The following is a 24,593-nucleotide window of genomic DNA, read 5'->3' as shown; positions in this document are numbered from 1 at the left end:
GGAACGCATTCCGGTTTCACCGTTTTCACCTGTTCGAGGGGATTAACGACGACCCCGAAGTCCGACTCTGCCTGCGGAAACGCCATTCTTTTGAGGGAACTTGGCGGGCTCGTCGGGCGGGCCTTCCCGATACCCGTGCTAGATGTCGTGGCGGACTGCGTTCACCGCCGACGTTGGGGAAATCCGTGCGCTCACGCCTTCGCTCCCGTCTCCGCTCACCCGTGCACCGACGACCCGCGCTGGCCGCGATCGGCGGCCTGCTCTGCCTGATGACCGCCGCCGCGCCGAGTCCGGCCGCGGTGTCGCCGGTGGAGTACCGCTTCGTGCCGCGCGCCGCCCCGGTGCCCGCCGTGACGCCGTGGCCGGCGGACAGCGAAACCGACCCGGTGCCCGCCGTGGTCACGACCCTGCCCGCGACCGCCGTCCAGGCGCCGCCGGCGGCCGCGGCACCCGTCGCGCTCGTGCCGGCCGGTGCGGACAAGGGCATCCCGTCGACCGTGCTGGCCGCCTACCAGGCCGCCGAGAAGTCGCTGGCCGCCTCCGACCCGTCGTGCGCGCTGCGCTGGTACCACCTGGCGGGCATCGGCCAGGTCGAGTCGGGCCACGCGCGCGGCGGCCGGGCGGACGCGACCGGCGAGACCGTGCCGCACATCCTGGGCCCGGTGCTGGACGGCGGCGCGTTCGCCGCGATCGCGGACAGCGACGGCGGTCGGCACGACGGCGACGCCCGCTGGGACCGCGCGGTCGGGCCGATGCAGTTCATCCCGTCGACCTGGGCGCGCTACGGCGCGGACGGCAACGGCGACGGGGTGGCGAGCCCGCACAACATCGCGGATTCGGCGCTGGCCGCCGGGAACTACCTGTGCTCGGGGAGCCTCGACCTGTCGAGGCAGGGCGACCTGGACGCGGCCGTGTTCCGGTACAACCACTCGCAGGCCTACGTGCAGCTGGTCGAGACGTGGATGCGCACGTACTCGGACGGCGCGGTGGCGGTGACCCCGCTCGGCCCCGGTTCGCCGGACGACGAGCCCGCCGCGGCCAACCCGAAGCCGACCGAGCAGCCGGCGGACGCGGCGGGTGCGGTGACCGCGACGAAACCGGTGGAGACACCCGTCGAGGTGGTGGCCGCGCCGGCCACGCCCACCACGACCGAACCGACCGCGACCACGACACCGACGACCACCGCGCCGACCACCACCACGACGACGCCGACACCGACGACCAGCGTCGAGCCGCTGGTGGTGGAGACGACGCCGACGACGACCGACGAGCCGGTGGACGGTGAACCGGTGGACGTGGCGGACTGCCCGCACCAGGGCCTGGCCGACGAGCTGTCGGCATCACCGCTCGGTGCGGAGATCCTGGCCGCGATGTGCCGGGACCACGCCGAGGAGCACGGCACGGCCGAGGGCGGCACGCAACAACAGCAGGTCGGCAAGGAGTCCGAGCAGCCGACCGACCGCTAGCCGGTCAGGCGGGCGCGACGCGCAGGTTCCTGGTGACCTGCGCGCGCGCCGCCAGCTCGTCGTCGGCCGGGTAGTCGACCCGGACCAGGGACAACCCGTGCGGCGGCGCCACGGTGACCTCGCTCGACCGCGCGGTGAGCCGCAGCAGCGAGGCGGGCCACTCGACCGGCTTGCGCCCCTCACCCACCGCCAGCAGTGCCCCGACCAGACTGCGCACCATCGAGTGGCAGAACGCGTCGGCGGACACGAAGGCGGTCAGCAGGTCCCCGTCCCGCACCCAGTCGAGCCGTTGCAGCTCCCTGATCGTGGTCGCCCCTTCGCGTCGGCGGCAGAACGCGCAGAAGTCGTTCTCCCCCAGCAGCAGCGTCGACGCCGCGACCAGGCGGTCCAGGTCGAGCGGACGCGGCCAGGCCAGGGTGTCCAGGCGCCGCAACGGGTGCGCGCCGAAGGCCGCGTCGGTGACCCGGTACTCGTAGTGCCGGCGCAGGGCGGCGAACCGGGCGTCGAACTCGGCGGGCACCACGCGTGCCGCGAACACCCGCACGTCGGTCGGCAGGGCGCGGGCCAGCCGGCGCGCCATCCCCTCGACGTCCACACCCGCCGGCAGGTCGGCGTGCGCGACCTGCCCCGCGGCGTGCACACCGGCGTCGGTCCGGCCGGCGACGGTCAGCCGCACGTCCTCCCGCAGCACGGTCGACAGCGTGTCCTCCAGGACCCCGCACACCGTGCGCCTGCCGGGCTGGCGCGCCCAGCCGGAGAATTCCGTGCCGTCGTAGCCGAGGTCGAGCCGCACCCGCACGGAAGCCGCCGCGTCCGTCACCGTTCATCCCTCCACATGAGGTCGAGCCCGCCGCCCAGGAAGGGCGACGGGCTCGTGCCTTGCGGATCCGCGAAGGACCCGACCTACTTCTTCTCTTCGGCCTTCGGGGCCTCGTCGGCGTCCGCCTCGGGGGCGTCCTCCGACTTGGTCTCCTCGGCCGAGTCCTCGACCGCGACGTCGTCGGTGGTGGCCTCGGTCTCCTCGACCTCGGTCTCCTCCGCCTTCGGCGCGGCGGCCTTCTCGTCCTTGGCGAACTTGGTCTTCCGGGCCCGCTCGGCCTCGGAGGTGACCGTCTTCTCCGCGACCAGCTCGATCACGGCCATGGGGGCGTTGTCGCCCTTGCGCGGCAGTGCCTTGGTGATGCGGGTGTAGCCGCCCGGACGGTCCGCGAACTGAGGGCCGATCTCGGCGAACAGCTTGTGGACGACGTCCTTGTCGCGGATGACCTTGAGGATCTCGCGACGGTTGTGCAGGTCGCCGACCTTGGCCTTGCTGATCAGCTTCTCCGCGTAGGGGCGGAGCCGCTTGGCCTTGGCCTCAGTGGTCGTGATCTTGCCGTGGGTGAACAACGAAGTGGCCAGGTTGGCCAGCAACAGCCGCTCGTGGGCCGGCGAGCCCCCGAGACGGGGTCCCTTGGTGGGGGTGGGCATCGAATTGCTCCTCGGATTTCTTTCTGATCCTCTGCTCCGGCCCGGCCGCTAAAGCGACCTTCAGAGCTGCTCGGTCTCCGCGTAGTCCTGGCCGTCGTCGTGGGAGTCCACGGCGGTGTCCGCACCCCAGCCCTCGGCGGGGTAGTCGGACGCGGCAGCCGACGGGTCGAACCCAGGGGGGCTGTCCTTCAGCGCGAGGCCGAGACCGACGAGCTTCATCTTGACCTCGTCGATCGACTTCGCGCCGAAGTTGCGGATGTCCAGCAGGTCCGCCTCGCTGCGCGACACGAGTTCGCCCACGGTGTGGATGCCCTCGCGCTTGAGGCAGTTGTAGGACCGGACCGTGAGGTCCAGGTCCTCGATCGGCATCGCGAAGGCCGCGATGGTGTCCGCCTCGGCGGGCGAAGGTCCGATCTCGATGCCCTCGGCGTCGACGTTGAGCTCACGCGCCAGACCGAACAGCTCCACCAGGGTCTTGCCCGCGGACGCGACGGCGTCGCGCGGCGTGATGGAGGGCTTGGTCTCGACGTCGAGGATCAACTTGTCGAAGTCGGTCCGCTGCTCGACACGGGTGGCCTCGACCTTGTAGGTCACCTTCATGACGGGCGAGTAGATCGAGTCCACGGGGATGCGGCCGATCTCGGCACCGGCCTGCTTGTTCTGCACGGCGGGGACGTAGCCGCGACCGCGCTCGACCACGAGCTCGATCTCCAGCTTGCCCTTGCCGTTCAGGGTGGCGATGTGCAGGTCCGGGTTGTGCACCGTGACACCGGCCGGGGGCACGATGTCGCCCGCCGTCACCGCGCCAGGTCCCTGCTTGCGCAGGTACATGGTCACCGGCTCGTCCTCCTCGGAGCTGACGACCAGCTCCTTGAGGTTGAGGATGATGTCGGTGACGTCTTCCTTCACACCGGGCACGGTCGTGAACTCGTGCAGCACACCGTCGATGCGGATGCTGGTCACGGCCGCGCCGGGGATGGACGACAGCAGCGTGCGGCGGATGGAGTTGCCGAGGGTGTAGCCGAAGCCCGGCTCCAGCGGCTCGATGACGAACCGGGAGCGGGTCTCGTTGACCGCGTCCTCGCTGAGCGAGGGGCGCTGGGAAATCAGCACTGGGTTCTTCCCTTCTCAACCCGACGACCGCTATTTGACGCCGGGAATGCCGGTCGCGGAGACCGGCGAACGCGTTCGGCACACCATTCCGTGCCGTCGCGGGACCCGACTGGAGGGGCCACCGGCGGCGGCCCCTCCAGGAGGATCACTTCGAGTAGAGCTCGACGATGAGCTGCTCGGTGACGGGCGTGTCGATCTGCGCCCGCTCCGGCAGCTGGTGCACCAGGATTCGCAGGGTCGAGGGGACGACCTGCAACCACGCCGGGATCGGCCGGTCACCGAAGGACGCGCGAGCCGCCTCGAAGGGCAGCGTCGGGAGCGACTTCGGCTTCACGTCGATGATGTCGAACTTCGACACCCGGTAGCTCGGGATGTTCACCTTGTGGCCGTTCACGATGAAGTGACCGTGGCTGACCAGCTGGCGGGCCTGGCGCCGGGTGCGCGCGAGACCCGCGCGGTACACGACGTTGTCCAGGCGGGACTCCAGGATCTGGAGCAGGTTCTCACCGGTCTTGCCGGTGCGGCGGACCGCTTCCTCGTAGTAGCGGCGGAACTGCTTCTCCAGCACGCCGTACGTGTAACGGGCCTTCTGCTTCTCCTGGAGCTGGAGCAGGTACTCCGACTCCTTGATGCGACCGCGGCCGTGCTGGCCGGGCGGGTAGGGACGGCGTTCGAACGCCTGGTCCCCACCGACGAGGTCGACCTTGAGGCGACGCGAGATGCGCGTTGCCGGTCCGGTGTAGCGAGCCATCTGTTCTTACTCCTCCCCGTGCCTCAGACCCGGCGCCGCTTGGGCGGGCGGCAGCCGTTGTGGGGCTGCGGGGTCACGTCCTGGATGGTGCCGACCTCGAGGCCGGCCGCCTGCAACGAACGGATCGCGGTCTCGCGGCCGGAGCCGGGACCCTTCACGAACACGTCGACCTTGCGCATGCCGTGCTCGGCGGCCTTGCGCGCGGCGTTCTCGGCTGCCATCTGGGCGGCGAACGGGGTGGACTTGCGGGAGCCCTTGAAGCCGACGTGGCCGGCGGACGCCCAGCTGATCACGTTGCCCAGCGGGTCCGTGATGGACACGATGGTGTTGTTGAACGTGCTCTTGATGTGCGCCTGGCCGTGGGAGACGTTCTTCTTCTCCTTGCGGCGGACCTTCTTGACCCCGGCGCCCTGGCGGGACTTGGGTGGCATGTCTGGGTGATCTCCTACTGGCTAGTTCCGCGAGGTCTTACTTCTTGCCGGCCTTCTTCTTGCCCGCGACGGTCTTCTTCGGACCCTTGCGAGTGCGTGCGTTCGTCTTGGTGCGCTGCCCGCGGACGGGCAGGTTGCGACGGTGGCGCAAGCCCTCGTAGCAGCCGATTTCCATCTTGCGGCGGATGTCGGCCTGAACCTCGCGGCGGAGGTCACCCTCGACCTTGAAGTGGTTCTCGATGTAGTCCCGCAGCTTGGCGAGGTCGTCGTCACTGAGGTCCTTGACCCGGAGGTCGGGGGACAGCTCGGTGGCGGTCAGCAGCTCCTTGGAGCGCGTGCGACCAATGCCGAAGATGTAGGTGAGCGCGATCTCCAACCGCTTTTCGCGGGGGAGGTCGACGCCAGCGAGTCGTGCCATACGGCGCTTGCTCCTGTCGGTTTCGTCTCCAGGTCTGCTCCTCGCCCGGTCCCGGGACTGACTCGCTGTGTCAGTTCCACCCGCTCTCGCGCGTGGTGTCCCGGCCCCGGCCTGAAGTCCGGGGGTGTGCCTGGACGTGCGTCCAGGCAGGTGCGAAGAGGCTTGCTTCTGTTGCGTCCCGTCGAAGTCACGACGAGTGCAAGCGGTCTGCTCAGCCCTGGCGCTGCTTGTGGCGCAGGTTCTCGCAGATCACCATGACCCGGCCGTGGCGGCGGATCACCTTGCACTTGTCGCAGATCTTCTTGACGCTCGGCTGGACCTTCACGCCTGAGCTCTCCTGCGTCAGCCCGTCGTGCCCCTGGTGGGCCCGACGGAGGTCACTTGTAGCGGTAGACGATGCGGCCGCGGGACAGGTCGTAGGGCGAGAGCTCCACGACAACCCGGTCCTCGGGGAGGATTCGGATGTAGTGCTGCCGCATCTTGCCGCTGATGTGTGCCAGTACCTTGTGACCGTTCTCCAACTCGACTCGGAACATCGCGTTGGGAAGCGGCTCGATCACGCGGCCCTCGACCTCAATGGCCCCGTCCTTCTTGCCCATGTCCTCCGCGTTTCGTGACGGTGGGTACTTCCGGAGTGCGGGCACGCGGCACCCCGACTCCTCTCAGGCCCTTGCGAACCCGACCCAGCCCGATGGAAACTGCTGCACGGGCATGGCGGAACCGGCGCGACGTGTGCGCCACCCGTCCATAGTACGCGCGTCAGCGCGAACGCCCAAATCGGGCCGCGAGCAGCACGATGCCCCAGGGTCCGACGACCCAGATCCACCACGGGTACAGCGCCTTGCCCAGCGACAGGCTCAGCACACCCCAGATCAGCAGGTTGATCGCGCCCGCGGCCATCCAGGCGCCGGTCACCACCCGCGTGGCGACGTCCGGCCGACGTGCCGCGACCGCCGACCGCGGCGCCGGCGCGACGGGGTTCGGCAGGTCCGCGGTGAGCGCGGTGAGCTCGCCGTAGGTGCGCGCGGCCCAGACGGCCGCGGTCCGCTCGTCGAACTCGGCGAGCGTGATGCGCCCTTCGGCGTGGGCCCGCCCGAGCACGGCGGCCACGGCGGCCCGGTCGCCGTCGGCGGCGCGGAGGAACGAGGAGTCGGTCATGGGTGCACCTCCCACGACGATCGTAACACTGTTACGGATGCCTCGGCCTGGCGGTGACGAGCCAGATCACCCCCAGCACCGACCCGGGCGGCACGGCCACCCAGAGGAACCACGGGTGCACGAACCCCTCGCCGCCGAGCACGCTGACGAGCAACCAGAGCGCGAAGTTGAGCGCGGACACGCTCATCCAGATCGTGGTGAGCACCTTGAGCGCGGTCCGCCCACCCGACCGGACCGGCCTGGCGGGCACCACCACGGGCACCCCCACCGGCACCTCGGCGGGCAGGTCGGCGAGCAACGCCCGCAGCTCGCCCCGCGTCCGGGCGCGCCAGGCCTCCGCCACCCGGACGTCGAACTCGGCGAGATCGAGACTTCCCTCGGCGTGGGCGCGCCGGAGCCGCTGGGCCACCACGTCGCGCTCGACATCGGAGGCCCGCACATCCTCGGGCCGAACAGGCTGGGTCACGCCACCATGCTGCCCACCCGACCCGCGCCGGGCCAGGGGGCTAACCCCCGCATCGACGGCCGTCGGGCGCGATCCACCGGAAAAGGCCGGAACCGGTCGCGATCCGCGGATCGCGACCCGCCTCCTACCGGCCTCCGGCCGCGTCGTCCTCCAGGGCGGTGAGCACCCAGGGGCCCTCGTCGGTGATGGCGATGCTGTGCTCCCAGTGGGCCGCGCGGGACTTGTCCGCGGTCACCACGGTCCAGCCGTCGTCCAGCTCGACGGTCTGCTCGCTGCCCAGGGTCAGCATCGGCTCGATGGCGATCGCCATGCCCGGCTTCAGCCTGGGGCCCTTGCCCGGCTTCCCGTAGTTCGGCAGGAACGGGTCCATGTGCATCTTCGTGCCGATGCCGTGGCCGCCGTACCCGTCGACGATGCCGTACTCCACGCCGTCGCGCTCGCCCGCCGCGATCGTCTCCGACTCGATGGCGAAGGAGATGTCGCTGAGCTTCGCGCCCGCCACCGCCGCCGCGATGCCCGCGAGCATCGAGGACCGGGTGGCGGCCGACAGCTTCTCCTCGGCCTCCGTCACGGCGCCCACGGCCAGCGTCACGGCCGAGTCGCCGTGCCAGCCGTCCAGGATCGCGCCGCAGTCGATGGAGATCAGGTCGCCCTCGCGCAGCACCTGGGTACGCGCCGGGATCCCGTGGACGACCTGTTCGTTCACCGACGCGCAGATGCTCGCCGGGAAGCCGTGGTAGCCCTTGAACGACGGGATCGCACCCGCGTCCCTGATGTTCTGCTCGGCCAGCTCGTCCAGCTCGGCCGTGCTGACGCCCACCTTGGCGTGCGACGTCAGCAGGGCCAGGGTGCGGGCCACCACCAGTCCGGCGGCCCGCATCGCCTCGAGCTGTCCGCGCGACTTGATCTCGATCATGCGGTCGCGACCACCCGGTACCACTCGGCGCAGCGCATCGAGGAGACCACCGGTCACCTGTCGCCGCGCAGCGCGCTCAGCGCGCGCTCGCTGATCTCTTCCACGTCGCCGACGGCGTCGATGGCCACGACGATGTCGGAGTAGTAGTCGAGCAGCGGTGCGGTCTCGTTGCGGTAGACCTCCTGGCGGTGCCGGATGACGTCTTCCTTGTCGTCCGACCGGCCGCGGGCGAGCAGGCGCTCGACCACGACGTCCTCGTCCACCTTGAACTCCACCACGGCGTCGAGGCGTTGCCCCTCCGCGGCGAGGATCTCGCCCAGCACACCGGCCTGGGCGACGTTGCGCGGGAAGCCGTCCAGCAGGAAGCCGTCCGCGGCGTCCGGCTGGGCGAGCCTCTCCCGCACCATCTGGTTGGTCACTTCGTCCGGCACGAGTTCCCCGGAGTCCAGGTACTCCTGGACCTCCTTGCCGAGGTCCGTCTGCTCGCTGATGTGGGCGCGGAAGAGGTCCCCGGTGGAGATGTGCGGAACGGCGAGCTTCTGCTTGAGAAGCGCGGCCTGGGTGCCCTTGCCCGCACCTGGCGGGCCGACGAGAACGAGTCGCACTAGCGGAGGAACCCTTCGTAATTGCGCTGCATGAGCTGGCTTTCGATCTGCTTGACCGTGTCGAGGCCGACACCGACCATGATCAGCACCGCCGTGCCGCCGAACGGGAAGTTCTGGTTCTGGCCTTCACCGGTCAGGTCCAGGAACAGGTTCGGGAGGATGGCGACGATGCCGAGGTAGAGCGAGCCAGGCAGCGTGATCCGCCCCAGGACGAAGCGGAGGTACTCGGCGGTGGGCCTGCCCGGGCGGATACCGGGGATGAACCCACCGAACTTCTTCATCTCGTCGGCACGCTCGTCCGGGTTGAACGTGATGCCGACGTAGAAGTAGGTGAAGAAGACGATCAGCAGGAAGTACGCCGCGATGTGCACCGGGTTCGACTGGCTCACCAGGTACGTCTGGACGAACGTCTCCCACCAACCGGGAGCCGACCCGTCGGTCGAGGCGGTCAGCCGCGAGATCAGGTCGGGCAGGTACAACAGCGAGGAGGCGAAGATGACCGGGATGACGCCGGCCTGGTTCACCTTCAGCGGCAGGTAGGTCGAGGTGCCGCCGTACATCCGTCGGCCGATCATCCGCTTCGCGTACTGCACGGGGATCCGGCGCTGGGCCTGCTCCACGTAGATGACGCTCGCGATGATCAGCAGCGCGGCCACGAGGACCAGGAAGAACGTGAGACCGCCGCGGCCGAGGATGACCTGGCCCTCGGCGGGGATCCGGGCGGCGATACCGGTGAAGATCAGCAGCGACATGCCGTTGCCGATCCCCTTCTCGGTGATGATCTCGCCGAGCCACATGATCACGCTGGTGCCCGCGGTCATCGTCACGACCAGCACCACGAGGGTGAAGATGCTGTCGTTCGGGATGACCGGGACGTCGCAGTTCTGGAAGAGCTGGCGCCGCACGGCGAGGGCGATGATGCCCGTCGACTGGAGGACCGCGAGGGCGATCGTCAGGTAGCGGGTGTACTGGGTCAGCTTGTTCTGACCCGACTGCCCTTCCTTCTTCAACTGCTCGAACCGCGGGATGACCACGGTGAGCAGCTGGATGATGATGCTCGCGGTGATGTAGGGCATGATGCCCAGCGCGAAGATCGACAGGTTGAGCAGCGCGCCGCCGCTGAACAGGTTGATCAGCGAGTAGATCCCCTGCTGGTCGACCTGGTCGATGCACTGTTTGACGTTCTTGAAGGACACGCCCGGCGCGGGCAGGGTCGCGCCCAACCGGTACACCACGATGATCCCCAGCGTGAAGAGGATCTTCTTCCGTAGGTCCGGCGTCGCGAGAGCCGAGCGGAATGCGCCGAGCACGCGAACCTCCATCAGCGTTGCCGCCCCACAGGGGTCGGCATACCTGCGGTACCGGCCGTGTTGCCGGCACAGTCTTGCGTCTAGCGGTCGGGCAGCTCGCCGACGTGCGGCGGACGTGGCGGTAGCCGCGACCGACCCGGAGGACATCCGGGTTCAGCCCGCGACTTTAACAGCCGCGAGGCCGATCGCCGTAGGCAGTCGTCCTTCACAGTTAGTACCTGATCGACTACTCCGGTTCGCAAGCCACCGAACGGATCAAGTTCGGCTCGTGGCGAGCAGACCGGCCATGCCCAGCAGCACCGCTCCGGTGGCCCGGTCGAGCTTGCGCCTGGCCCGCCGGCCGAGGTCCGCCTTGCGGATCGCGGCACCCAGCAGGGTGTACGTCGTCCCGGCCAGCGCCTCGGCGGCCAAGTAGACCACGCCGAGCACCGCGAGCCGCCACGCCGGGTCGGCTTCGTGCTGGTCCACGAACTGTGGCAGGAACGCGGTGAAGATCAGCAGCGCCTTCGGGTTCGTGACCGCGGTCAGGAACTCCTTGCGGGTCGGGCTGCCCGCCCGCTCCCGCTCGGGACGATCACCCCGGTCCAGCAGCACGCGCAGCCCGAGGTACGCCAGGTACGCCACCCCGCACCACTTCAGGACCGTCAGCGCGACCGTGGAGGCCGCCAACAGCGGTCCCAGCCCGACGACGACCGCCGCCACCATCAACGCGAACGCCGCCAACCGCCCCAGGAGCGCCGTGACGGCCGTGCGCAGTCCGCGGTGGACCGCGTGGTGCATCCCCAGCAGGTTGTTGGCGCCGGGCGTCAACGCGACGAGCACGGCCGCTCCGAAAAAGACCCCAAGCTCCATGCCCGGCACGGTATCCGGCGCCGCCAAACCATTTACGCCGTCAGCGAACACGCCCCCGAATCCCTCTCCCGTGGACCCCGGGAGGTCCCGGAAACGGCGAACGGCCCCCGGAGCGGGAGGCTCCGGGGGCCGTTCGGGTTCGTGCGTACTAGAGCACGGTGTGGGTGCCACCGGCGGCGGCGATCTTCTCGACCGCGGAGCCGGAGAACTTGTTCGCCACGACGTCGACCTTCACGCCGTCCAGGTCACCGTCGCCGAGGACCTTGACGAGCTCGTTCTTGCGCACCAGACCGGCCGTGATGAGGGCGTCCACGTCCACCCGGCCACCGTCCGGGAAAACCCGGGCGATGTCGCCCAGGTTGACCACCTGGTACTCGGTGCGGAACGGGTTGCGGAAGCCCTTCAGCTTCGGCAGGCGCATGTGCAGCGGCATCTGGCCACCCTCGAAGCGCGGCGAGACGTTCTTCCGCGCGCCGGTGCCCTTGGTGCCGCGACCGGCCGTCTTGCCCTTGGAGCCCTCACCGCGACCGACACGGGTCTTCGCGGTCTTGGCGCCGGGGGCCGGACGCAGGTCATGGATCTTGATGGTCACGACTGGACCTCCTCGACGACCACCAGGTGGCGCACGGCGTGGATGAGCCCGCGCACCTGCGGCGTGTCCTCGCGAACCACCGACTGGCGGATCTTGCGCAACCCCAGGGTCCGGAGGGACTCACGGTGGTTGTGCTTGGTACCGATGCTGCTCTTGACCTGGGTCACCTTGAGCTGCGCCATGGTCACACCGCCCCTGCACGGGCACGGAGCATGCCGGCGGGAGCCACATCCTCGAGCGGCAGACCGCGGCGGGCGGCCACCTCCTCGGGACGCTGAAGGCCCTTGAGGGCCTCCACGGTCGCGTGCACGATGTTGATCGCGTTGTCGGAGCCCAGCGACTTGCTCAGCACGTCGTGGACACCGGCGCACTCCAGCACCGCGCGGACCGCGCCACCGGCGATGACGCCGGTACCGGCCGAGGCCGGGCGCAGCAGGACGACACCGGCCGCCTTCTCGCCCTGGACCGGGTGGGGGATCGTGCCCGCGATGCGGGGGACGCGGAAGAAGTTCTTCTTCGCCTCCTCCACACCCTTGGCGATCGCCGCCGGCACTTCCTTGGCCTTGCCGTAGCCGACACCGACCATGCCGTCGCCGTCGCCGACGACGACCAGCGCGGTGAAGCTGAAGCGCCGACCACCCTTGACGACCTTGGAGACGCGGTTGATCGCAACCACGCGCTCCAGGTGCGGGGTCTTCTCCTGGGCCGCGCCGCCGCGGCCGCCGTCACGACGGTCGCGACGCTCTCCGCGCTCGCCCCCGCCGCCTTCGCGACGCGTGCGTCCTGGCATCAGGCGTCCCTCTCAATTCCGAAGATGTGCATTGTCAGAACTCCAGCCCGGCTTCGCGGGCGGCGTCCGCCAGCGCGGCGATCCGGCCGTGGTAGGCGTTGCCACCGCGGTCGAACACGACCTTGCTGACACCGGCCTCCTTCGCGCGGGCGGCGGCCAGCCGGCCGACCTTCGCCGCACGGGCCTTCTTGTCGCCTTCCACCGCGCGGACGTCCGCCTCCACCGAGGAGGCAGCCGCCAGGGTGTGGCCCGCGAGGTCGTCGATGATCTGCACGGTGATGTGCTTCGACGACCGGTGCACGACCAGGCGCGGACGCTCGGCGGTGCCGCTGACCTTCTTGCGGAGGCGGAAGTGACGGCGGGTCTTGGCGACGCGGCGGGTGGTCGAGATGTCCTTGCCCACCGGCTTGCGCTTCGTTGCAGTCTCGCTCATGTCACTTACCCGTCTTTCCGACCTTGCGGCGGATCTTCTCACCCGAGTAGCGCACGCCCTTGCCCTTGTACGGGTCGGGCTTGCGCAGCTTGCGGATGTTGGCGGCGACCTCGCCCACGAGCTGCTTGTCGATACCGGCCACGGAGAACCGGGTCGGCGTCTCCACCGCGAAGGTGATGCCCGCGGGGGCCTCGACCTTCACCGGGTGGCTGAAGCCCAGAGCGAACTCCAGGTCCGAGCCCTTGAGCGCCACGCGGTAACCGACGCCGTGGATCTCGAGCTTCTTCTCGTAGCCCTGGGTCACGCCGACGACCATGTTCTGGACCAGCGTGCGGGAGAGGCCGTGCAGCGAGCGGCTGCGACGCTCGTCGTTGGGACGCTTCACCTCGAGGGTGCCGTCCTCGGCCTTCTCCAGCGTGATGGGCTCGGCGATGACGAGCGACAGGGTGCCCTTCGGCCCCTTGACGCTCACCTCCTGGCCCGCGATGTTCACGTCGACCCCGGAGGGGACGGTGATCGGCAGCTTTCCGATGCGCGACATGCCTAGTCCCCCTTCCTCACCAGACGTAGGCGAGGACTTCTCCGCCCACGCCCTGCTTGTTGGCCTGGCGGTCGGTCAGCAGACCGCCAGAGGTCGAGATGATCGCGACGCCCAGGCCGCCGAGAACCTTCGGCAGGCCGGTCGACTTCGCGTACACGCGCAGGCCGGGCTTCGACACGCGGCGGAGGCCCGCGATGCTGCGCTCCCGGTTCGGGCCGTACTTCAGCTCGATCACCAGCTGCTTGGCGACATCGCCCTCTTCATCGCGGTAGCTCGCGATGTAGCCCTCGCGCTTGAGGATCTCGGCGATGTTGGCCTTCAGCTTCGAGTGCGGCATCACGACCTTGTCGTGGTAAGCCGAGTTCGCGTTGCGCAGACGCGTCAGCATGTCTGCGATCGGGTCGGTCATCGTCATGGTGACCTGGTCAACCTTTCTCACTGCGGTTCGCCGGCCAGGGTCCGAGCCCTTGCGGGCTGGTCGTGGACGGGCCTACAGCGAAGTGGATTACGAAAAAAGTCTGCCGCCGAGCCGTACTACCAGCTGGACTTGCTCACGCCGGGCAGCTCGCCCCGGTGCGCCATCTCGCGGAGGCAGATGCGGCAAAGACCGAACTTGCGGAACACCGAGTGCGGGCGCCCGCAGCGCTGGCAGCGGGTGTAACCCCGCACCTTGAACTTCGGCTTGGCCGCCGCCTTGTTGATGAGGGCCTTCTTGGCCATCTCAGTACTCCCTGTTTCGAACCACGACGTGGGACATCGGGGTCACTGCTCCTTGAACGGGAAGCCCAGGTGCTTGAGCAGCGCCCGGCCCTCGTCGTCGTTCGTGGCGGTGGTGACGACCGTGATGTCCATGCCGCGCGGGCGGTCGATGGCATCCGGGTCGATCTCGTGGAACATCGACTGCTCGTTGAGGCCGAACGTGTAGTTCCCGTTGCCGTCGAACTGCTTGCCCGAGAGGCCGCGGAAGTCGCGGATACGGGGCAGCGCGATGGTCAGCAGCCTGTCCAGGAACTCCCACATGCGGTCGCCGCGCAGCGTGACGCGCGCACCGATCGGCATGCCCTCGCGCAGCTTGAACTGCGCGATCGACTTGCGGGCCTTGCGGACCTCGGGACGCTGGCCGGTGATGATCGACAGGTCGCGCACGGCGCCCTCGATCAGCTTGCCGTCGCGGGCGGCGTCGCCGACACCCATGTTGACGACGACCTTCACCACGCCGGGGATCTGCATCACGTTGGCGTACTCGAACTGCTTGTGCAGCTCGGCGGCGATTTCCTCGCGGTAGCGGGTCTTCAGCCGCGGCGTGATCTTCTCAGCGGTGGTCATCAGATGTCCTTCCCGTTACGACGGGAAACGCGGACCCGCTTGCCCTCGTCGTTCGTCCGGTAGCCCACACGGGTCGGCTTGCCGTCCGAGTCGACCACCATCACGTTCGACACGTGGATGGAGGCCTCCTGGGTCACGATGCCGCCCGACTGCGCGCCGCGCTGGGTCTGCGTGATCCGGGTGTGCTTCTTGATGCGGTTCACGCCCTCGACCAGGACGCGGTTCTGCGCGGGGTAGGCCTGGATGACCTTGCCGCGAGCACCCTTGTCCTTGCCGGCGATGACCACGACGGTGTCGCCCTTCTTCACCTTCATGGTTAGAGCACCTCCGGCGCGAGCGAGATGATCTTCATGAACTTCTTGTCGCGCAGCTCGCGGCCGACCGGGCCGAAGATGCGCGTGCCGCGCGGCTCGTTGTCGTTCTTGATCAAGACGGCGGCGTTCTCGTCGAACCGGATGTAAGAGCCGTCGGGACGGCGCTTCTCCTTCACGGTCCGGACGACGACGGCCTTGACCACGTCACCCTTCTTCACGCCGGCGCCGGGGATGGCCTGCTTCACCGTGGCGACGATGATGTCCCCGATGCCCGCGTAGCGGCGGCCGGAACCGCCGAGAACACGGATGCAAAGGATTTCCTTCGCACCGGTGTTGTCGGCGACGCGGAGCCGCGACTCCTGCTGGATCACTTACCTGTCTCCTGACCATTCCTGGCCCGCCAGATTTCCGACCTGACGGGCTCGGTCCCTCTTCGAGTTACTTGGCCTTCTCGAGGATCTCGACGAGGCGCCAGCGCTTCGTCGCCGAGAGCGGCCGGGTCTCCATGAGCAGCACGCGGTCGCCGGTGCCGGCGCTGTTCTGCTCGTCGTGCGCCTTCACCTTGGTGGTGGAGCGCAGGACCTTGGAGTACCGGCGGTGCTTCTTGCGGTCCTCCAGTGCCACGACGATCGTCTTGTCCATCTTGTCGGACACGACGTAGCCCTCGCGGACCTTGCGCTCGCCGCGCACCTCGGTCGTCACTTCAGTGTTCTCGCTCATGCCGCACCCTCACCAGTCGAAACCGCGTCGGGGGAGGCCGAGAGGCCCAGCTCCCGCTCCCGCATCACGGTGTAGATCCGGGCGATCTCGTGCCGGACCGTGCGCAGGCGGCGGTTGTTGTCGAGCTGCCCGGTGGCCATCTGGAAGCGGAGGTTGAACAGCTCCTCCTTGGCCTCCCTCAGGCGCAGCACGAGCTCCTCTTCGGTGAGCTCACGCAGCTCGGAAGCGGTCGTACCCGCTGCCATCAGAACTCACCACCCTCACGCGTAACGATGCGGCACTTCATCGGGAGCTTGTGGATCGCGCGGCGGAGCGCCTCGCGGGCCACCTGCTCGTTCGGGAAGCTCATCTCGAAGAGCACCCGACCCGGCTTGATGTTGGCCACCCACCACTCCGGCGAACCCTTACCGGAACCCATGCGGGTTTCGGCCGGCTTCTTGGTCAGCGGGCGGTCCGGGAAGATGTTGATCCACACCTTGCCACCACGGCGGATGTGCCGCGTGATGGCGATACGGGCGGACTCGATCTGCCGGTTGGTGACGTAGGCCGGCTCCAGAGCCTGGATGCCGAACTCGCCGAAGGTGACCCTCGTGCCGCCCTTGGCAGCACCGGACCGACCGGGGTGGTGCTGCTTGCGGTGCTTGAGCCTGCGTGGGATCAGCACGACTCAGCCCTCCGTCTTCTCTGCTGCGGCCGGAGCCTCGGCCTGCTCGGCCGCGGCCCTGCCCGCTTCGGTGCTCGTCGCGGTGGTGCCACTGGCACCGGAGCGGCGCGCCCGGTTGGGGCGGTCGCCGCGGTCGCGACGCGGCGCGCGGTCGGCGGCCGGAGCCGCGTCGCGCTCGCGCTTGGCGTTGATGCCGCCGACCACGTCACCCTTGTAGATCCACACCTTGACGCCGATGCGGCCGAAGGTGGTGCGGGCCTCGAAGAAGCCGTAGTCGATGTCGGCGCGCAGCGTGTGCAGCGGCACGCGACCGTCGCGGTAGTGCTCGGAGCGGGACATCTCGGCACCGCCCAGACGACCGCCGCACTGCACGCGGATGCCCTTGACCTGCGGCGAGCGCATGGCCGACTGGATGGCCTTGCGCATCGCGCGCCGGAAGGCGACGCGGTTGGACAGCTGCTCCGCCACGCCCTGCGCGACGAGCTGCGCGTCCGACTCCGGGCTCTTCACCTCGAGGATGTTGAGCTGGACCTGCTTCTTGGTGAGCTTCTCCAGCTCACCGCGGATGCGGTCCGCCTCGGCGCCACGACGGCCGATGACGATGCCCGGACGGGCGGTGTGGATGTCGACGCGAACCCGGTCGCGGGTGCGCTCGATCTCCACCTTGGAGATGCCGGCACGCTCCATGCCGCGCGAGAGCAGCTTGCGGATCTTGACATCCTCGGCCACGTACTCGGCGTACTGCTTGTCGGCGTACCAGCGGGACTTCCAGTCGGTGGTGATACCAAGACGGAAGCCGTGCGGGTTGATTTTCTGGCCCACTACCGAGCCCCCTTCTTCCCATCAGCGCCGGCCTTCGCGCTGGTCTTCTTGGGACGGCTCTCCACCTCGACGGTGATGTGGCTCGTCCGCTTGCGGATCCGGTAGGCGCGGCCCTGGGCGCGCGGACGGAACCGCTTGAGGGTCGGACCCTCGTCCACGTAGACCTTCGACACCCACAGGGTGTCGGGGTCCAGGGACAGGTTGTTCTCGGCGTTGGCCACGGCGCTCGCGAGCACCTTCCTGACCGGCTCACTTGCCGCCTGAGGCGCGAACTGGAGCACGGACAGGGCTTCGCTGGCGCTACGACCCCTGATGAGCTCGACGACGCGACGCACCTTCATGGGAGTGTCGCGGACGTAGCGAGCCCGAGCCACGGCGCGCGGGTACTCCTGCGCGGCGGCATCGTTACGGGCGTTCATCGCTGCTTCCCCTTGCGTTTTCTAGTTCGTCGCCTAGCGGCGGCGCGACTTCCGGTCGTCCTTGATGTGGCCCTTGAAGGTGCGGGTCGGCGCGAACTCGCCGAGCTTGTGCCCGACCATCGCCTCCGTCACGAACACCGGCACGTGCTTGCGGCCGTCGTGCACCGCGATCGTGTGGCCCAGCATGTCGGGGATGATCGTCGACCGGCGGGACCAGGTCTTGATGACGGTCTTCTTGCCCGACTCGTTGAGGACGTCCACCTTCTTGAGCAGGTGGTCGTCCACGAAGGGGCCCTTCTTAAGGCTGCGTGGCATCCTTCACTCCCTCCCTGCTCAGCGCTTCTTGCCGGTGCGACGACGCCGGACGATGAGCCTGTCGCTTGCCTTGCGGCGACGGGTACGGCCTTCGGGCTTGCCGGCCGGGTTCACCGGGTGGCGTCCACCGGAGGTCTTGCCCTCACCACCACCGTGCGGGTGGTCGACCGGGTTCATGGCGACACCGCGGACGGTGGGCTTCTTGCCCTTCCACCGCATGCGGCCGGCCTTGCCCCAGTTGATGTTCTGGTGCTCGGCGTTGCCGACCTCGCCGACCGTGGCGCGGCAGCGGACGTCCACGTTGCGGATTTCGCCCGAGGGCATCCGCAGCTGGGCGTACGGGCCGTCCTTGGCCACGAGCTGCACGCTCGCGCCGGCGGAGCGGGCGATCTTCGCACCGCCACCGGGGCGCAGCTCGATCGCGTGGATCACCGTGCCGACCGGGATGTTGCGCAGCGGCAGGTTGTTGCCCGGCTTGATGTCGGCCTTGGGGCCGTTCTCGATCCGGTCGCCCTGCTGCAACTTGGCCGGCGCGATGATGTAGCGCTTCTCGCCGTCCGCGTAGTGCAGCAGCGCGATGCGCGCCGTGCGGTTGGGGTCGTACTCGATGTGCGCGACCTTGGCCGGCACGCCGTCCTTGTCCGTGCGGCGGAAGTCGATCAGGCGGTAGGCCCGCTTGTGGCCGCCACCCTTGTGCCGCGTCGTGATCTTGCCCGAAGCGTTGCGGCCACCACGGCCGTGCAGCGGACGGATCAGCGACTTCTCCGGCGTCGACCGAGTGATCTCGGCGAAGTCGGAGACGCTCGCACCGCGACGACCGGGGGTCGTCGGCTTGTACTTGCGAATGCCCATCTCTACGCAGTCCTCGTCGTCATCAGGCGGCCGGGCCGCCGAAGATCTCGATCGGCTTGCTCTCGGCGGACAGCGTCACGATGGCGCGCTTGGTGTCCTTGCGCTTGCCGAAGCCCGTCTTGGTCCGCTTGCGCTTGCCCTGACGGTTGATCGTGTTGACGCTGACGACCTTGACGCCGAAGACCTTCTCCACGGCAATCTTGATCTGGGTCTTGTTCGCACCCGGGTGCACCACGAAGGTGTACTTGTTCTCCTCCAGGAGCCCGTAGGACTTCTCGGAGATGACCGGCGCGAGCAGGATGTCCCGGTGGTCGGGGATCACTTCTCGTCCTCCACTTCGGACGAACCGGCGACCGCCTCGGCGGAGCCGCGACCCGACTGGGCCTTGCTCGCGAGGAACACGTCCAGAGCGTCCTTGGTGAACACCACGTCGTCGTTCACCAGGACGTCGAAGGTGTTCAGCTGGTCCGGCGCGATGATGTGCACGTGCGGGAGGTTCCGCAGGCTCACCCACGACACCTCGTCGGTGCGCAGCAGCACGGCCAGGACGCGGCGGGCGTCGGTGACGGCCTCCAGCACCTTGCGCGCGGTCTTGGTCGACGGGACGTCGCCCTCGACGAAACCGCTGACCACGTGGACCTGGTTGGCGCGCGCCCGGTCGGAGAGGGCGCCACGCAGGGCGGCGGCCTTCATCTTCTTGGGGGTGCGCTGCGAGTAGTCGCGCGGCTGGGGACCGTGGACCACGCCACCGCCGGCGAACTGCGGCGCGCGGGTCGAGCCCTGCCGGGCACGACCGGTGCCCTTCTGGCGGTACGGCTTCTTGCCACCGCCGGACACCTCGCCGCGGGTCTTCGTCTTGTGCGTGCCCTGGCGCGCGGCGGCCTGCTGGGCCACCACGACCTGGTGCAGCAGCGCGACGTTGGCCTGCGCGTCGAAGACGTGCGCCGGCAGCTCGACGGAACCGTCGGTCTTGCCGTCCGGGGTGCGGACCTCAACGGACGTCATGATCAGGCACCACCCTTCGCAGCGGTCTTGACGAACACGGTGCCGCCCTTGGGACCGGGGACCGCGCCCTTGATGAGCAGCAGGCCGGACTCGAGGTCGACCTTGTGCACCTTCAGGTTCTGGGTCGTCACGCGGACGTGGCCCATGCGGCCCGCCATGCGCAGGCCCTTGAACACGCGGCCGGGCGTGGCGCAGCCACCGATGGAGCCGGGCGACCGGTGCTTGCGCTGGGTGCCGTGGCTCGCGCCCAGACCCTTGAAGCCGTGCCGCTTCATGACACCCGCGGTGCCCTTGCCCTTGCTGGTGCCGACAACGTCGACAACCGCGCCGGCCTCGAACACCTCGGCGGTGATCTCCTGGCCGACCGTGTACTCGGACGCGTCCGTGGTGCGCAGCTCCGCCAGGTGGCGGCGAGGCGTCACGCCCGCCTTGGCGTAGTGGCCCGCAACGGGCTTGTTGACCTTGCGCGGGTCGATAGCGCCGAAGGCCAACTGCACGGCCGAGTAGCCGTCGTTCTCCTGGGTCCGAACCTGGGTCACCACGTTGGGCTCGGCCTTGACGACGGTCACCGGGACGATCCGGTTGTTCTCGTCGAAGACCTGAGTCATACCGAGCTTGGTACCCAGGAGGCCCTTGACCTGCCTGTCAGACATGGTTCTCGTTACTCTCCGCCCCAAATGGGATCAACACTGCCGCGTCCACGCTTACTGGATGTTGACGTCGACGCTCGCCGGCAGGTCGATGCGCATGAGCGCGTCCACCGTCTTCGGCGTCGGGTCGAGGATGTCGATCAGACGCTTGTGCGTGCGCATCTCGAAGTGCTCGCGCGAGTCCTTGTACTTGTGCGGCGAGCGGATGACGCAGTAGACGTTCTTCTCAGTGGGCAGCGGCACAGGCCCGACGACCCGAGCGCCGGTGCGCGTCACGGTCTCGACGATCTTGCGCGCAGACGCGTCGATCGCCTCGTGGTCGTAGGCCTTGAGCCGGATGCGGATCTTCTGTCCCGCCATAGTGGCTTGCCGTTCCTCTGCTTCTAGTACCGCTGCGGTGCGGGCACCTTTCGCGAGGTCACGGGACCTCCGGCGCGCTCCGCCCCCTATTCAGGATTGACACCGAGCGGTGTCACGGTGCCCGGTCCACGCGGTCGGGCGTGTCGCGCCCTACGCTCAGACCGGTCCCACTGATACGACCGTGGGATTGACTTGCCAAACCCCGCTCGTGACGGGGCGGCCGAATTCTGATCGAACCGGCCGCCCCGACGAGCAACCCGTCAATGGTCGCACACGACGTGCGCGAGTCCAAATCGGGGGTGGAGTTTTTAGAGCGAGGTCACTTCAGGATCTTGGTGACCGAGCCCGCACCGACGGTGCGGCCACCCTCGCGGATGGCGAACCGCAGGCCCTCGTCCATGGCGATCGGCTGGATCAGCTTCACGGCCATGGTCGTGGTGTCGCCCGGCATGACCATCTCGGTGCCCTCGGGGAGGGTCACGACGCCGGTCACGTCGGTCGTGCGGAAGTAGAACTGCGGGCGGTAGTTGTTGAAGAACGGCGTGTGGCGGCCGCCCTCGTCCTTCGACAGGATGTAGACCTGCGCGTCGAACTCGGTGTGCGGGGTCGTGGTGCCCGGCTTCACGATGACCATGCCGCGCTCCACCTCCTCGCGCTTCACGCCACGCAGCAGCAGCGCGGCGTTGTCGCCCGCGCGGCCCTCGTCCAGGAACTTCTTGAACATCTCGATCGAGGTGACCGTGGTCTTCTTCGAGGTCTCCTTGATGCCGACGATCTCGACCTCTTCGTTGACCTTGACGATGCCGCGCTCGATACGACCGGTGACGACCGTGCCACGACCGGTGATCGTGAAGACGTCCTCGACCGGCATCAGGAACGGGCGGTCGACGTCACGCTCGGGCTCCGGGATGTTCTCGTCCACGGCGGCCATCAGGCCGAGGAGCGCCTTGCCCCACTCGGCGTCGCCCTCCAGCGCCTTCAGCGCGGAGACGCGCACGACCGGCAGGTCGTCGCCCGGGAACTCGTACTCGGAGAGCAGCTCGCGGACCTCGAGCTCGACGAGCTCCAGGATCTCCTCGTCGTCCACCATGTCGGCCTTGTTCAGGGCCACCACGATGTAGGGCACGCCGACCTGGCGGGCCAGGAGCACGTGCTCCTTGGTCTGCGGCATCGGGCCGTCGGTCGCCGCGACCACCAGGATGGCGCCGTCCATCTGCGCCGCACCGGTGATCATGTTCTTGATGTAGTCGGCGTGACCGGGGCAGTCGACGTGCGCGTAGTGCCGGTTCGCGGTCTGGTACTCGATGTGCGCGATCGAGATCGTGATACCGCGCTGCTTCTCCTCCGGCGCCTTGTCGATCTGGTCGAACGGCGTGAAGGGGTTCAGGTCGGGGAACTCGTCGTGCAGCACCTTGGAGATCGCCGCGGTCAGCGTCGTCTTGCCGTGGTCGATGTGACCGATGGTGCCGATGTTGACGTGCGGCTTCGTCCGCTCGAACTTCGCCTTCGCCACTGGATTGTCCTCCTGGACTTCTATTGCTTAGCCCGGCGGGTGGTTCACCGCCCGCCGGGCGTCACGTCAGGGTTGATGCGGACCCCAGGGACTCACCCCGGAGAGCCCGCGTGGTGCTGCGGTGCTCCGGTTGGGGTTACTCGCCCGTCGCCTTCGCGATGATCTCCTTGGCGACGTTCGCGGGAACCTCGGCGTAGGAGTCGAACGTCATCGAGTAGTTGGCGCGACCCTGGGTCCTCGACCGCAGGTCGCCCACGTACCCGAACATCTCCGACAGCGGCACCAGCGCCTTGACGACACGGGCACCACTGCGCTCCTCCATGGCCTGGATCTGACCACGGCGGGAGTTCAAGTCGCCGATCACGTCGCCCATGTAGTCCTCGGGCGTGGTGACCTCGACGGCCATCAGCGGTTCGAGGATCGCCGGGCTCGCCTGGCGCGCGGCTTCCTTCAGCGCCATGGAGCCCGCGATCTTGAACGCCATTTCCGAGGAGTCGACCTCGTGGTAGGCACCGTCGGTCAGGGTCAGCTTGACCCCCACCAGCGGGTAGCCCGCCAGCACGCCGTACTGCATGGCGTCCTGGGCGCCGGCGTCGACCGACGGGATGTACTCCCGCGGGATGCGACCGCCGCTGACCGCGTTGACGAACTCGTAGAGAGCGCCGTCCTCGGTCTTCTCCAGCGGCTCCAGGTCGATGAGGACCTTGGCGAACTGGCCCGAACCACCGGTCTGCTTCTTGTGGGTGTAGGAGTACTTCTCCACCTTGCGGCGGATCGTCTCCCGGTACGCCACCTGCGGCTTGCCGATGTTGGCCTCGACCTTGAACTCGCGGCGCATGCGGTCCACCAGGATGTCCAGGTGGAGCTCGCCCATGCCGGCGATGATGGTCTGGCCCGTCTCCTGGTCGAGGTTGACCCGGAACGTCGGGTCCTCCTCGGCCAGCTTCTGGATCGCGGTGCCCAGCTTCTCCTGGTCGGCCTTCGTCTTGGGCTCGATGGCGACCTGGATGACCGGCTCGGGGAAGGTCATCGACTCCAGCACGATGGGGTGCTGGGGGTCCGACAGGGTTTCACCGGTCGTGGTGTCCTTCAGACCGATCACGGCGTAGATGTGGCCCGCGATGGCCTCGTCGACCGGGTTCTCCTTGTTGGCGTGCATCTGGAAGATCTTCCCGATGCGCTCCTTGCGGTCCTTGGTCGAGTTGACGACCTGGGTGCCGGCGGCGACCTTGCCCGAGTAGACCCGGATGTAGGTGAGCTTGCCGAAGAACGGGTGCGTGGCGATCTTGAACGCCAGCGCCGCGAACGGCTCGTCCGTGGACGGCTTGCGGAAGGCCGGCGTCTCGCCGTCCTGAAGCGTGCCCTCGACCGGGGGGAGGTCCAGCGGGGCGGGCAGGAAGTCGATGACCGCGTCGAGCATGGGCTGGACGCCCTTGTTCTTGAACGCCGAGCCGCACAGCACCGGGTAGGCGCTGCGGTTCTTGACGATCGCGCGGATGCCGGTCTTGATCTGCTCGACCGACAGCTCCTCGCCGCCCAGGTACAGCTCCATCAGGGCGTCGTCGGTCTCCGCGACGGCCTCGACCAGCTGCTCGCGGTACTCCGCGGCGGTCTCGGCCAGGTCGGCCGGGATCTCCTCGACGGTGTAGTCCTCGCCCTTCTGGACCTCGCCGCGCCAGGTCAGCGCCCGCATCTCGACCAGGTCGACGACACCGATGAAGTCGCTCTCCGACCCGATCGGGATCTGGATCGGCAACGGCTTCGCGCCGAGCCGCTCCTTGATCGTCTTCACGGTGAAGTAGAAGTCCGCGCCGAGCTTGTCCATCTTGTTCACGAAGCAGATGCGCGGGACGTCGTACTTCGTCGCCTGGCGCCAGACCTGCTCGGACTGGGGCTCGACGCCCTCCTTGCCGTCGAAGACGGCGACGGCGCCGTCGAGGACGCGGAGGTTGCGCTCGACCTCGACCGTGAAGTCCACGTGGCCCGGCGTGTCGATGATGTTGATCTGGTGGTTCTTCCAGAAGCAGGTCGTCGCGGCCGACGTGATCGTGATGCCGCGCTCCTGCTCCTGCTCCATCCAGTCCATCACGGCCGCGCCGTCGTGGACCTCGCCGATCTTGTAGCTGATCCCGGTGTAGAACAGGATCCGCTCGGTCGTCGTGGTCTTGCCCGCGTCGATGTGGGCCATGATCCCGATGTTGCGGACCTTGGCCAGGTCGGTGAGCACATCCTGTGCCACGGGTGTATCCCCTGTCTTGAGCTCGCAGGCTCACTAGGGCTGGGAGTGCCTGCCGGGCCGCTCGGGGCGGCCCGGCAGGCAC

At 68.5% G+C, this 24,593-nt stretch carries 38 protein-coding genes; 1 reads left to right on the top strand and 37 read right to left on the bottom strand.

The genetic code is table 11. The features are described from left to right. The first annotated feature begins 221 nt into the window (after nt 1–221). Entirely contained in the window at nt 222–1,466 is a 1,245-nt protein-coding gene (locus tag AB0G50_RS21125; RefSeq protein WP_360111115.1) for a lytic transglycosylase domain-containing protein, read from the top strand. A 4-nt stretch (nt 1,467–1,470) separates the two neighbouring features. On the opposite strand, the gene truA is transcribed toward AB0G50_RS21125, so the two are convergent. The 37 genes from truA to fusA all read right to left on the bottom strand — a co-directional run bounded on the left by truA (nt 1,471) and on the right by fusA (nt 24,511). Beyond that, a complete protein-coding gene (gene truA / locus AB0G50_RS21120) occupies nt 1,471–2,286 on the bottom strand; it encodes a tRNA pseudouridine(38-40) synthase TruA (RefSeq protein ID WP_360111112.1) in 816 nt (271 codons plus the stop codon). Nucleotides 2,287–2,369: 83 nt separating this feature from the next. Next, the gene (gene rplQ, locus AB0G50_RS21115; RefSeq protein WP_360111109.1) at nt 2,370–2,936 is read right to left on the bottom strand and encodes a 50S ribosomal protein L17; all 567 of its coding nucleotides are present in this window, start codon (nt 2,934–2,936) and stop codon (nt 2,370–2,372) included. A gap of 60 nt (nt 2,937–2,996) precedes the next feature. Continuing rightward, on the bottom strand, nt 2,997–4,049 hold the full coding sequence (locus AB0G50_RS21110; RefSeq protein WP_360111107.1) for a DNA-directed RNA polymerase subunit alpha: 1,053 nt from the start codon (nt 4,047–4,049) through the stop codon (nt 2,997–2,999). 145 nt (nt 4,050–4,194) lie between these two features. Continuing rightward, nucleotides 4,195–4,800: a 30S ribosomal protein S4 gene (gene rpsD, locus AB0G50_RS21105; RefSeq protein WP_158844829.1), complete on the bottom strand. Its 606-nt coding sequence runs from the start codon at nt 4,798–4,800 to the stop codon at nt 4,195–4,197. Between the two features lie 23 nt (nt 4,801–4,823). Next, nucleotides 4,824–5,231 (bottom strand): 30S ribosomal protein S11, encoded by a 408-nt coding sequence (gene rpsK, locus AB0G50_RS21100; RefSeq protein ID WP_184665764.1) that lies wholly within the window; start codon nt 5,229–5,231, stop codon nt 4,824–4,826. Nucleotides 5,232–5,268: 37 nt separating this feature from the next. Beyond that, on the bottom strand, nt 5,269–5,649 hold the full coding sequence (gene rpsM / locus AB0G50_RS21095) for a 30S ribosomal protein S13 (protein ID WP_360111102.1): 381 nt from the start codon (nt 5,647–5,649) through the stop codon (nt 5,269–5,271). 211 nt (nt 5,650–5,860) lie between these two features. Next, a complete protein-coding gene (rpmJ, locus tag AB0G50_RS21090; RefSeq protein ID WP_010148647.1) occupies nt 5,861–5,974 on the bottom strand; it encodes a 50S ribosomal protein L36 in 114 nt (37 codons plus the stop codon). A gap of 52 nt (nt 5,975–6,026) precedes the next feature. Then, entirely contained in the window at nt 6,027–6,248 is a 222-nt protein-coding gene (infA, locus tag AB0G50_RS21085) for a translation initiation factor IF-1 (protein WP_009948665.1), read from the bottom strand. Nucleotides 6,249–6,408: 160 nt separating this feature from the next. Further along, entirely contained in the window at nt 6,409–6,807 is a 399-nt protein-coding gene (locus AB0G50_RS21080; RefSeq protein ID WP_360111097.1) for a DUF1707 domain-containing protein, read from the bottom strand. A gap of 31 nt (nt 6,808–6,838) precedes the next feature. Next, a complete protein-coding gene (locus tag AB0G50_RS21075) occupies nt 6,839–7,273 on the bottom strand; it encodes a DUF1707 domain-containing protein (protein ID WP_360111094.1) in 435 nt (144 codons plus the stop codon). A 124-nt stretch (nt 7,274–7,397) separates the two neighbouring features. Continuing rightward, a complete protein-coding gene (gene map, locus AB0G50_RS21070) occupies nt 7,398–8,189 on the bottom strand; it encodes a type I methionyl aminopeptidase (protein WP_360111091.1) in 792 nt (263 codons plus the stop codon). Between the two features lie 53 nt (nt 8,190–8,242). After that, nucleotides 8,243–8,794, bottom strand: a complete 552-nt coding sequence (locus tag AB0G50_RS21065; protein WP_360111088.1) for an adenylate kinase — start codon at nt 8,792–8,794, stop codon at nt 8,243–8,245. After that, nucleotides 8,794–10,104, bottom strand: coding sequence for a preprotein translocase subunit SecY (secY, locus tag AB0G50_RS21060; protein ID WP_360111085.1), 1,311 nt, complete (start codon nt 10,102–10,104; stop codon nt 8,794–8,796). Before secY ends, AB0G50_RS21065 begins: the two co-directional genes overlap by 1 nt. Nucleotides 10,105–10,359: 255 nt before the next feature. Continuing rightward, a complete protein-coding gene (locus AB0G50_RS21055) occupies nt 10,360–10,956 on the bottom strand; it encodes a LysE family translocator (RefSeq protein WP_360111082.1) in 597 nt (198 codons plus the stop codon). A gap of 148 nt (nt 10,957–11,104) precedes the next feature. Beyond that, nucleotides 11,105–11,548, bottom strand: a complete 444-nt coding sequence (gene rplO / locus AB0G50_RS21050; RefSeq protein WP_360111079.1) for a 50S ribosomal protein L15 — start codon at nt 11,546–11,548, stop codon at nt 11,105–11,107. Then, nucleotides 11,545–11,730 (bottom strand): 50S ribosomal protein L30, encoded by a 186-nt coding sequence (gene rpmD / locus AB0G50_RS21045; RefSeq protein ID WP_033428588.1) that lies wholly within the window; start codon nt 11,728–11,730, stop codon nt 11,545–11,547. The genes rplO and rpmD overlap by 4 nt, the downstream gene beginning before the upstream one ends. 2 nt (nt 11,731–11,732) lie before the next feature. Then, complete coding sequence (gene rpsE, locus AB0G50_RS21040; RefSeq protein ID WP_121224926.1) at nt 11,733–12,338, bottom strand: 30S ribosomal protein S5; 606 nt, start codon at nt 12,336–12,338, stop codon at nt 11,733–11,735. Nucleotides 12,339–12,372: 34 nt separating this feature from the next. Beyond that, the gene (gene rplR, locus AB0G50_RS21035; RefSeq protein WP_360111074.1) at nt 12,373–12,771 is read right to left on the bottom strand and encodes a 50S ribosomal protein L18; all 399 of its coding nucleotides are present in this window, start codon (nt 12,769–12,771) and stop codon (nt 12,373–12,375) included. Between the two features lies 1 nt (nt 12,772). Next, nucleotides 12,773–13,312 carry a 50S ribosomal protein L6 gene (rplF, locus tag AB0G50_RS21030; RefSeq protein WP_360111071.1) on the bottom strand — a complete coding sequence of 180 codons (540 nt, stop codon included), beginning with the start codon at nt 13,310–13,312 and terminating at the stop codon, nt 12,773–12,775. Between the two features lie 16 nt (nt 13,313–13,328). After that, entirely contained in the window at nt 13,329–13,727 is a 399-nt protein-coding gene (gene rpsH, locus AB0G50_RS21025; RefSeq protein ID WP_360111069.1) for a 30S ribosomal protein S8, read from the bottom strand. A 119-nt stretch (nt 13,728–13,846) separates the two neighbouring features. Next, nucleotides 13,847–14,032 (bottom strand): type Z 30S ribosomal protein S14, encoded by a 186-nt coding sequence (locus AB0G50_RS21020; RefSeq protein ID WP_053715226.1) that lies wholly within the window; start codon nt 14,030–14,032, stop codon nt 13,847–13,849. A gap of 42 nt (nt 14,033–14,074) precedes the next feature. Then, entirely contained in the window at nt 14,075–14,638 is a 564-nt protein-coding gene (gene rplE / locus AB0G50_RS21015; RefSeq protein WP_360111065.1) for a 50S ribosomal protein L5, read from the bottom strand. Next, complete coding sequence (rplX, locus tag AB0G50_RS21010) at nt 14,638–14,952, bottom strand: 50S ribosomal protein L24 (protein WP_360111062.1); 315 nt, start codon at nt 14,950–14,952, stop codon at nt 14,638–14,640. The genes rplE and rplX overlap by 1 nt, the downstream gene beginning before the upstream one ends. 2 nt (nt 14,953–14,954) lie before the next feature. Continuing rightward, nucleotides 14,955–15,323 carry a 50S ribosomal protein L14 gene (rplN, locus tag AB0G50_RS21005; protein ID WP_015805282.1) on the bottom strand — a complete coding sequence of 123 codons (369 nt, stop codon included), beginning with the start codon at nt 15,321–15,323 and terminating at the stop codon, nt 14,955–14,957. A gap of 67 nt (nt 15,324–15,390) precedes the next feature. After that, entirely contained in the window at nt 15,391–15,672 is a 282-nt protein-coding gene (rpsQ, locus tag AB0G50_RS21000; RefSeq protein WP_360111057.1) for a 30S ribosomal protein S17, read from the bottom strand. Beyond that, nucleotides 15,669–15,917: a 50S ribosomal protein L29 gene (gene rpmC / locus AB0G50_RS20995; RefSeq protein ID WP_033428581.1), complete on the bottom strand. Its 249-nt coding sequence runs from the start codon at nt 15,915–15,917 to the stop codon at nt 15,669–15,671. The genes rpsQ and rpmC overlap by 4 nt, the downstream gene beginning before the upstream one ends. Next, on the bottom strand, nt 15,917–16,336 hold the full coding sequence (gene rplP, locus AB0G50_RS20990) for a 50S ribosomal protein L16 (protein ID WP_360111053.1): 420 nt from the start codon (nt 16,334–16,336) through the stop codon (nt 15,917–15,919). The genes rpmC and rplP overlap by 1 nt, the downstream gene beginning before the upstream one ends. 3 nt (nt 16,337–16,339) lie before the next feature. Next, nucleotides 16,340–17,158: a 30S ribosomal protein S3 gene (rpsC, locus tag AB0G50_RS20985; RefSeq protein WP_360111050.1), complete on the bottom strand. Its 819-nt coding sequence runs from the start codon at nt 17,156–17,158 to the stop codon at nt 16,340–16,342. Then, entirely contained in the window at nt 17,158–17,577 is a 420-nt protein-coding gene (rplV, locus tag AB0G50_RS20980) for a 50S ribosomal protein L22 (RefSeq protein ID WP_360111047.1), read from the bottom strand. The genes rpsC and rplV overlap by 1 nt, the downstream gene beginning before the upstream one ends. 33 nt (nt 17,578–17,610) lie before the next feature. Beyond that, nucleotides 17,611–17,892, bottom strand: coding sequence for a 30S ribosomal protein S19 (gene rpsS / locus AB0G50_RS20975; protein ID WP_015105260.1), 282 nt, complete (start codon nt 17,890–17,892; stop codon nt 17,611–17,613). An 18-nt stretch (nt 17,893–17,910) separates the two neighbouring features. Beyond that, complete coding sequence (gene rplB, locus AB0G50_RS20970) at nt 17,911–18,744, bottom strand: 50S ribosomal protein L2 (protein WP_360111044.1); 834 nt, start codon at nt 18,742–18,744, stop codon at nt 17,911–17,913. Between the two features lie 22 nt (nt 18,745–18,766). After that, nucleotides 18,767–19,066: a 50S ribosomal protein L23 gene (gene rplW / locus AB0G50_RS20965; protein WP_360111042.1), complete on the bottom strand. Its 300-nt coding sequence runs from the start codon at nt 19,064–19,066 to the stop codon at nt 18,767–18,769. Continuing rightward, entirely contained in the window at nt 19,063–19,749 is a 687-nt protein-coding gene (gene rplD / locus AB0G50_RS20960) for a 50S ribosomal protein L4 (RefSeq protein WP_360111039.1), read from the bottom strand. Before rplD ends, rplW begins: the two co-directional genes overlap by 4 nt. A gap of 2 nt (nt 19,750–19,751) precedes the next feature. Continuing rightward, nucleotides 19,752–20,402 (bottom strand): 50S ribosomal protein L3, encoded by a 651-nt coding sequence (rplC, locus tag AB0G50_RS20955; RefSeq protein ID WP_360111036.1) that lies wholly within the window; start codon nt 20,400–20,402, stop codon nt 19,752–19,754. A gap of 51 nt (nt 20,403–20,453) precedes the next feature. Then, nucleotides 20,454–20,759, bottom strand: coding sequence for a 30S ribosomal protein S10 (gene rpsJ / locus AB0G50_RS20950; RefSeq protein ID WP_003938093.1), 306 nt, complete (start codon nt 20,757–20,759; stop codon nt 20,454–20,456). Between the two features lie 319 nt (nt 20,760–21,078). Further along, nucleotides 21,079–22,272, bottom strand: coding sequence for an elongation factor Tu (gene tuf, locus AB0G50_RS20945; protein WP_360111031.1), 1,194 nt, complete (start codon nt 22,270–22,272; stop codon nt 21,079–21,081). A gap of 136 nt (nt 22,273–22,408) precedes the next feature. Then, on the bottom strand, nt 22,409–24,511 hold the full coding sequence (gene fusA, locus AB0G50_RS20940) for an elongation factor G (protein WP_360111028.1): 2,103 nt from the start codon (nt 24,509–24,511) through the stop codon (nt 22,409–22,411). Between the last annotated feature and the right edge of the window lie 82 nt (nt 24,512–24,593).

The sequence above is a fragment of the Actinosynnema sp. NPDC020468 genome, assembly GCF_040642015.1.
GTDB lineage: Bacteria > Actinomycetota > Actinomycetes > Mycobacteriales > Pseudonocardiaceae > Actinosynnema.
The sequence above is the reverse complement of the archived record's forward strand: the minus strand, read 5'-3'. Positions and strand labels throughout refer to the sequence as shown.

Bases quoted from the DNA above. Each gene is read 5' to 3' on its own strand.
- rplB (WP_360111044.1), bottom strand. From the start codon at position 18,744: ATGGGCATTCGCAAGTACAAGCCGACGACCCCCGGTCGTCGCGGTGCG.
- rpsM (WP_360111102.1), bottom strand. From the start codon at position 5,649: ATGGCACGACTCGCTGGCGTCGACCTCCCCCGCGAAAAGCGGTTGGAG.
- rplV (WP_360111047.1), bottom strand. From the start codon at position 17,577: ATGAACGCCCGTAACGATGCCGCCGCGCAGGAGTACCCGCGCGCCGTG.
- infA (WP_009948665.1), bottom strand. From the start codon at position 6,248: ATGGGCAAGAAGGACGGGGCCATTGAGGTCGAGGGCCGCGTGATCGAG.
- rpsD (WP_158844829.1), bottom strand. From the start codon at position 4,800: ATGGCTCGCTACACCGGACCGGCAACGCGCATCTCGCGTCGCCTCAAG.
- rplR (WP_360111074.1), bottom strand. From the start codon at position 12,771: ATGAGCGAGACTGCAACGAAGCGCAAGCCGGTGGGCAAGGACATCTCG.
- map (WP_360111091.1), bottom strand. From the start codon at position 8,189: ATGATCGAGATCAAGTCGCGCGGACAGCTCGAGGCGATGCGGGCCGCC.
- rpsQ (WP_360111057.1), bottom strand. From the start codon at position 15,672: ATGAGCGAGAACACTGAAGTGACGACCGAGGTGCGCGGCGAGCGCAAG.
- rpsH (WP_360111069.1), bottom strand. From the start codon at position 13,727: ATGACGATGACCGACCCGATCGCAGACATGCTGACGCGTCTGCGCAAC.
- rpsK (WP_184665764.1), bottom strand. From the start codon at position 5,231: ATGCCACCCAAGTCCCGCCAGGGCGCCGGGGTCAAGAAGGTCCGCCGC.
- rpmC (WP_033428581.1), bottom strand. From the start codon at position 15,917: ATGGCAGCGGGTACGACCGCTTCCGAGCTGCGTGAGCTCACCGAAGAG.
- rplF (WP_360111071.1), bottom strand. From the start codon at position 13,312: ATGTCGCGCATCGGAAAGCTGCCGATCACCGTCCCCTCCGGGGTCGAC.
- rplE (WP_360111065.1), bottom strand. From the start codon at position 14,638: ATGACCACCGCTGAGAAGATCACGCCGCGGCTGAAGACCCGCTACCGC.
- rplQ (WP_360111109.1), bottom strand. From the start codon at position 2,936: ATGCCCACCCCCACCAAGGGACCCCGTCTCGGGGGCTCGCCGGCCCAC.
- AB0G50_RS21020 (WP_053715226.1), bottom strand. From the start codon at position 14,032: ATGGCCAAGAAGGCCCTCATCAACAAGGCGGCGGCCAAGCCGAAGTTC.
- AB0G50_RS21055 (WP_360111082.1), bottom strand. From the start codon at position 10,956: ATGGAGCTTGGGGTCTTTTTCGGAGCGGCCGTGCTCGTCGCGTTGACG.
- rpmD (WP_033428588.1), bottom strand. From the start codon at position 11,730: ATGGCGCAGCTCAAGGTGACCCAGGTCAAGAGCAGCATCGGTACCAAG.
- rpsE (WP_121224926.1), bottom strand. From the start codon at position 12,338: ATGCCAGGACGCACGCGTCGCGAAGGCGGCGGGGGCGAGCGCGGAGAG.
- AB0G50_RS21080 (WP_360111097.1), bottom strand. From the start codon at position 6,807: ATGACCGACTCCTCGTTCCTCCGCGCCGCCGACGGCGACCGGGCCGCC.
- rplX (WP_360111062.1), bottom strand. From the start codon at position 14,952: ATGAAGGTGAAGAAGGGCGACACCGTCGTGGTCATCGCCGGCAAGGAC.
- rpsS (WP_015105260.1), bottom strand. From the start codon at position 17,892: ATGCCACGCAGCCTTAAGAAGGGCCCCTTCGTGGACGACCACCTGCTC.
- rplC (WP_360111036.1), bottom strand. From the start codon at position 20,402: ATGTCTGACAGGCAGGTCAAGGGCCTCCTGGGTACCAAGCTCGGTATG.
- rpsJ (WP_003938093.1), bottom strand. From the start codon at position 20,759: ATGGCGGGACAGAAGATCCGCATCCGGCTCAAGGCCTACGACCACGAG.
- rplD (WP_360111039.1), bottom strand. From the start codon at position 19,749: ATGACGTCCGTTGAGGTCCGCACCCCGGACGGCAAGACCGACGGTTCC.